General features: G+C 65.0%; 8 protein-coding genes. 1 reads left to right on the top strand and 7 read right to left on the bottom strand.

Annotation, left to right across the window (positions count from 1 at the left end; all coding sequences use genetic code 11):
- The 7 genes from AC1D00_RS25665 to flgB all read right to left on the bottom strand — a co-directional run.
- Positions 1–667: PAS domain S-box protein (locus AC1D00_RS25665; RefSeq protein ID WP_477012575.1), on the bottom strand; the 667-nt coding region annotated here is incomplete at its 3' end.
- 154 nt (positions 668–821) lie between these two features.
- Positions 822–1901, bottom strand: a complete 1080-nt coding sequence (gene flhB, locus AC1D00_RS25660; protein ID WP_477012574.1) for a flagellar biosynthesis protein FlhB — start codon at positions 1899–1901, stop codon at positions 822–824.
- A 10-nt stretch (positions 1902–1911) separates the two neighbouring features.
- On the bottom strand, positions 1912–2682 hold the full coding sequence (fliR, locus tag AC1D00_RS25655) for a flagellar biosynthetic protein FliR (RefSeq protein WP_027548528.1): 771 nt from the start codon (positions 2680–2682) through the stop codon (positions 1912–1914).
- Between the two features lie 17 nt (positions 2683–2699).
- Positions 2700–2963 (bottom strand): flagellar biosynthesis protein FliQ, encoded by a 264-nt coding sequence (gene fliQ, locus AC1D00_RS25650; RefSeq protein ID WP_018321865.1) that lies wholly within the window; start codon positions 2961–2963, stop codon positions 2700–2702.
- Positions 2964–3130: 167 nt separating this feature from the next.
- A complete protein-coding gene (fliE, locus tag AC1D00_RS25645; RefSeq protein ID WP_027548527.1) occupies positions 3131–3439 on the bottom strand; it encodes a flagellar hook-basal body complex protein FliE in 309 nt (102 codons plus the stop codon).
- A 16-nt stretch (positions 3440–3455) separates the two neighbouring features.
- Positions 3456–3881: a flagellar basal body rod protein FlgC gene (gene flgC / locus AC1D00_RS25640; RefSeq protein ID WP_014494020.1), complete on the bottom strand. Its 426-nt coding sequence runs from the start codon at positions 3879–3881 to the stop codon at positions 3456–3458.
- A 39-nt stretch (positions 3882–3920) separates the two neighbouring features.
- Entirely contained in the window at positions 3921–4325 is a 405-nt protein-coding gene (gene flgB, locus AC1D00_RS25635) for a flagellar basal body rod protein FlgB (RefSeq protein WP_477012573.1), read from the bottom strand.
- A gap of 351 nt (positions 4326–4676) precedes the next feature.
- Between flgB and AC1D00_RS25630 the strand changes: the two genes are divergently transcribed.
- A partial coding sequence (locus tag AC1D00_RS25630) for a flagellar biosynthetic protein FliO (protein ID WP_477012572.1) occupies positions 4677–5161 on the top strand: 485 nt, incomplete at its 3' end.

Raw genomic sequence — 5161 nt, 5'->3', positions numbered from 1 at the left:
GATCGAGATATTCGATCGCGTGCTGGAGTTCCTGGAACACGTCCTCCTGGCGCTCGCGGTCGCGGGTGATGTCGGCGATCGACCACACCGCGTATTTCGCCTCGCGCTTTCCGGTGCCGAGCGGGCGCACCCGCATGCGCAGCCAGCGGCCCTGGCTGCCGTCATGGCCGGAGATGCGCACCTCTTCCTGCTGCCGCTTGCCTTCGCGGGCGGCTTTCAGCAGCCGGAACACGGCTTCGGAGACGTCGGGATTGCCGATGAAGACGCGCTCGACGGGGCGCACGTCCTGCGGGCCGGTGGCACCGGTCAGGGTCAGATAGGCCGCATTGGAATAGACCACATGGCCGCGCGGATCGGTGACCGCCAGGCCGTCGAAAGCGTGATCGGCGATCCGCCCCATCACGGGGTCGTCGAGACTACGGTCGACGAAGCGGATGATGCCGGCGGCGAAGGCGAACAGGTTGAACAGGCCGACCATCGCCAGCACGGCGAGGATGCCGAGGATATAGGGCTGCGCCTGCGCGCGGCCGAGCGTCATCAGCCCGACGGCGACAGCGACGAGGCCGGCGGCCACCAGCAGGACCAGCGCAATGCTGCCCGAGCGCGGCGACGGCTCGTGCGCCGCAACGGGCTCGCGTGTGAGGTCGTGGTCGGTCTCGGCGGTCATTTCAAGCTGGCACAGCCTGTCGGCAGAGAATCAACGCGCTACGGGGCGCGTGGGGTCCTCCCTGCCTGAATCGGACCCGCAGGCGCAAGGGCAGCAAGGGCGAAAGGTACGCTGATTCCCAGATTACGGCCATTTCCGGTACTTTTCGGGCATTTTATCCGCGTCCGGCGCCGAATCCGTGCTTCAGGCGCATGACGTAGCCGATGACCTCGGCGACCGCATGGTAGTGCTCGGTCGGGATTTCCTGGTCGATGTCGACGGTGGCGTAGAGCGCGCGGGCCAGCGGCACGTTCTCGACGATGGGGATGTCGTGCTCGCGCGCGATCTCCCTGATCTTGAAGGCGAGATTGTCGACGCCCTTGGCGACGCAGATCGGCGCCTGCATGCCGCGCTCGTAGGACAGCGCCACCGAATAGTGGGTCGGGTTGGTGATGATCACGGAGGCCTTGGGAACCGCCGCCATCATGCGCTTCTTGGCGCGCTGCTGCCGCAGCTGCCTGATCTTGCCCTTGATGTGCGGGTCGCCTTCGGACTGCTTGAACTCTTCCTTGATCTCCTGGAGCGACATCTTCTGCCGCTGGAACCAGCTTCGGTACTGGAAGAAGTAGTCGCCTTTGGCGATGATCGCGAGCGCCGCGACCACCGCGCCGAGCAGATGAATGGTCAAGCTGGTGGTGGCGCCGAGCATGGCGGCCGGATCGAGCCTGACCATCGCCTCCATGCGATGCCGCTCCGGCCACAGGATCGTGGCCATGACCGCGCCGAGCACGATCAGCTTGCCGAGGCCCTTCAGGAAGTTCGCGGCCGCCTGCTTGCCGAAGATGCGCTTGAAACCGGCCGCGGGCGAGAGCTTGCTGAATTTGGGCTTGAGGGATTCGGCCGACCAGACCAGGCGGTGCTGGAGCATGTTGCCGGCGATGGCCGCCAGCACCAGCATCAGCAGGGGCACGCCGACCGCCGCGAGCACGGCGAGTTCGATCTGCTGCATCAGCGCGAGCAGGGCCCTGCCGTCGGTCTTGATCATCCAGGAATTGGCGAGCAGGTTGCGCATCGGCGTCACCAGCCCGCTGCCCACCGAGCCCGAGAAGGTCGAGACCACGAGCGTGCCGCCCGCGATCATGAACCAGGTGTTGATCTCCTGGCTCTTGGCGACGTCGCCGCGTTCGAGCGCCTCGTCGAGGCGTTTTTGCGTCGGGTCTTCTGTTTGACTGTCTGGATCGTTGTCTTCCGCCATCGATCCCCCGTTACCTGAGCGGCATCATCTGGTGCATGACACCGATGAAGTAATCCAGAAATGTGCCCATCATCGCCGTGAGCACCACGGCGAGTACCAGGAAGCCCACGAAGATCGACAGCGGCACGCCGACGAAATAGACCTGCATCTGCGGCATCAGCCGCGCCAGCACGCCGAGCCCGATGTTGAAGACGAGGCCGAACACCAGGAACGGTCCGGAGAGCTGCAAGCCGAGGCGGAACGCGGCGGCGAAGGCGCGCGTCGCCAGCGAGGCGACATCGCCGCTCGACACGGTCTCGCCGGGCGAGAAGATCGCATAGCTGTCGTTCAGCGCCGCGATCACCAGATGATGGCTGTCGGTGGCGAACAGCAGCGTCACCCCGAGCATGGTCAGGAAGTTGCCGACCAGCACGCCCTGCTGCCCCTGCGTCGGATCGACCGAGGTGACGAAGCCGAGCCCCATCTGCTGCGCGATCACGGAACCCGCGACCTGGAGCGCCGACAGCGTCACGCGCGCGGTTGCCCCCAGCACGATGCCGATCGCGATTTCATGCAGCATCAGCACCAGAAGCGGCGCCAGCGAGCCCATGTCGACCTGATAGGCGCTGCGATGCAGCGGCAGGATGATCAGCGTGAGCAGCAGCGCGATCGACAGCTTTATCCGCGTCGGGATGTTGGTCTCGCCCAGGCCCGGCAGCAGCATCACCATCGCGCCGACCCGGGCGAAGACGAGCATGAAGGCCGCCGCAAGCGCCGGCAGCAGCGAGACGTCGATGCGCATAATCCACGCATCTTGCCTCAGCCGCCGATGATTCGCGACGAGATCCGCAGCATGTGGGCGTGGAGCGCGTCGGCCATGAACGGCAGCGCCAACAGCATTGTGGCGAAGATGGCCAGAATCTTCGGCACGTAGATCAGCGTCTGCTCCTGGATCTGSGTCAGSGCCTGGAACAGCGACACGATCACGCCGACCACGAGGCCGACCACCATCAGGGGCGACGACACGATCACGATCGTCCAGATCGCATCGCGCGCGACGTCGAGGGTCTCGGGTCCGGTCATTGCAGAATTCCTTGTTCAAGCTTCATCCCCGCCACCGCGACGAGGAACCGATGCCCTCTCCCCCGTCATTGCGAGCGAAGCGAAGCAATCCAGACTGCCGCGGCGGAAAGATTCTGGATTGCTTCGCTACGCTCGCAATGACGATCGGGAGCGAGCAGGGCCGAAAATCAGATCGGCATCTTCATGATGTCTTCATACGCCGAGATCACGCGGTCGCGGACCGAGACCAGCGTGGAGACGGCAACGTCGGTGTCGGCGACCGCCGTCACCACGTCCATCACGTTGGCCTTGCCGGCGGCCATCGCCACCGTCTGCGCGTCGGACTTGCGGCCGGACTCCATGACGCTGCCGACGGCGTCTTTCAGGAGCGAGGCGAAGGACTGCCCGCTCGCTTCGCCRCCCTTGCCGGCGCCGCTGTTCTCCAGCACGCGGGCGAGATTGGCATAGGCGTTGGCTGCGATTGTCGGTGATGCCATGGCTCAAATGTCCTGTTCAGCTCTTGAGGATGTCGAGCGTGCGCTGGATCATCCGGCGCGTCGCACTGATGATGTTGAGATTGGCCTCGTAGGACCGCTGCGCATCGCGCATGTCGGTCATCTCGACCACCGAGTTCACGTTGGGATATTTGACGTTGCCGGTCGCATCGGCGGCCGGATTGTTCGGTTCGTATTTGGTGCGGAAGTTGGACTGGTCGGGCTTGATCCTGCCGAGGGTGACGACCTGCGCGTCGAGCGTGCGGTCGAGCGCGGAGGAGAAGGTCGGCACCTTGCGCCGGTAGGGATCGCCGCCTGATGTCTGCGACGTCGAATCCGCGTTCGCGATGTTCTCCGAGATCACGCGCATGCGCCCGGCCTGCGCGCGCAGGCCGGAGGTCGCGATCGCCATCGAGCGGGCAAAGTCGCTGCTGTCATTCGCCATGATGCGCCTCCTCTAGCTCTTCCGTTCCGGGATCATGCTCTAGCCCTTGCCGATCGCGGTCTTGAGCAGATGCAGGCTCTTCGCATAGAGCGAGGTCGCCGCCGCGTAGTCCATCTGGTTGCTGGCGGCCTTCATCATCTCCTCTTCGAGATTGACGGCGTTGCCCGCAGGGCGTGTCTCGAAGCCCGCATTCTTGTTCYGGTCGAAACCCGAGGCCGCCCCCGATGGCGTCATGTGAGACGCGCTGGTGACGGTCATTGCCAGCGGGCCCATCGACCCCGTGACCGCGCCAGCCTTGTCGAGCTTCGGCTCGACCAGGTCGCGCGGCCGGAATTTGGGCGTGTCGGAATTGGAGACGTTCTCGGACAGGACGCGCTGGCGTTCCTGATGCCACTGCATCTTGGTGCGAAGCGCCGACAGCACCGGGAGGTCGTTGATGGACATCGTCGCGGCTCCTTCCGCCTCCTCCGGATCCAGGGTCCGAAGCTAGGCAGAATTTGCCGCCTGTATGGTTAACAGGTGGTTAAGGATGCCACAGATGCATGTCCCGCACCGGGACAGGGATTCGTTCCCCCGTGATTCTACGCCTCCAAAAGTGGCATTAACCCAATCGCTTGGCGGCACATGCACAGCCCAAGAAGTCATTTTGGATCGAGCGATTCATAGGTTATTAAGAGTTGGGGACGGCAAAACTTGCCGTGGGACGTTAAGAAATCGCAGTTTGGGGCATCGTAGGCCGGTGGTTGGCGCGTCTGACCATGGGCACGAGAAGAGCGCCATTTCTCGGGGACAAGTATGCAAGGCAGCCCTATCACCTTCATCGTCGCGTTCATCGTCGTTCTGGCGTTGATCGGCGTCGCTGCATGGCTGGTTCGCCGATTCGCCAGCAGCCGGCTCGGTGCCAACACCCAGCGCGGCCGGATGCCCCGGCTCGCCGTGATCGATGCCGCCGCCGTCGACGGCCGGCGCCRCCTGGTGCTGGTCCGACGCGACAATGTCGAACATCTCCTGATGATCGGTGGCCCGACCGACATCGTCGTCGAGCCCAACATCGTGCGCGCCGCGCCCGGCCGCGACCAGCTTCCGCAGCGTCCCAACTCCGCCGAACCGCCGCGCCTCGCCCCGATGCCGGATGCCGGCGGCTGGGCCGACGAGACGCCGCGGCCCGAAATGCTCGATCATCCCGAGCCGCAAATGCCCGAGCCGCCGCCGCGGCCCGCACGCCCGTCCTTCGCCGACGAAGTACGCCGGCCAGCGCCCGCACTGGCCGAACGCCGCAG

The organism is Bradyrhizobium sp. P2_E8 (genome assembly GCF_056403875.1).
Note: the sequence above shows the minus strand (reverse complement) of the source record. Positions and strands in the feature narration are given on the sequence as shown.

Bases quoted from the DNA above. Each gene is read 5' to 3' on its own strand.
- flhB (WP_477012574.1), bottom strand. From the start codon at position 1,901: ATGGCGGAAGACAACGATCCAGACAGTCAAACAGAAGACCCGACGCAA.
- fliR (WP_027548528.1), bottom strand. From the start codon at position 2,682: ATGCGCATCGACGTCTCGCTGCTGCCGGCGCTTGCGGCGGCCTTCATG.
- flgC (WP_014494020.1), bottom strand. From the start codon at position 3,881: ATGGCGAATGACAGCAGCGACTTTGCCCGCTCGATGGCGATCGCGACC.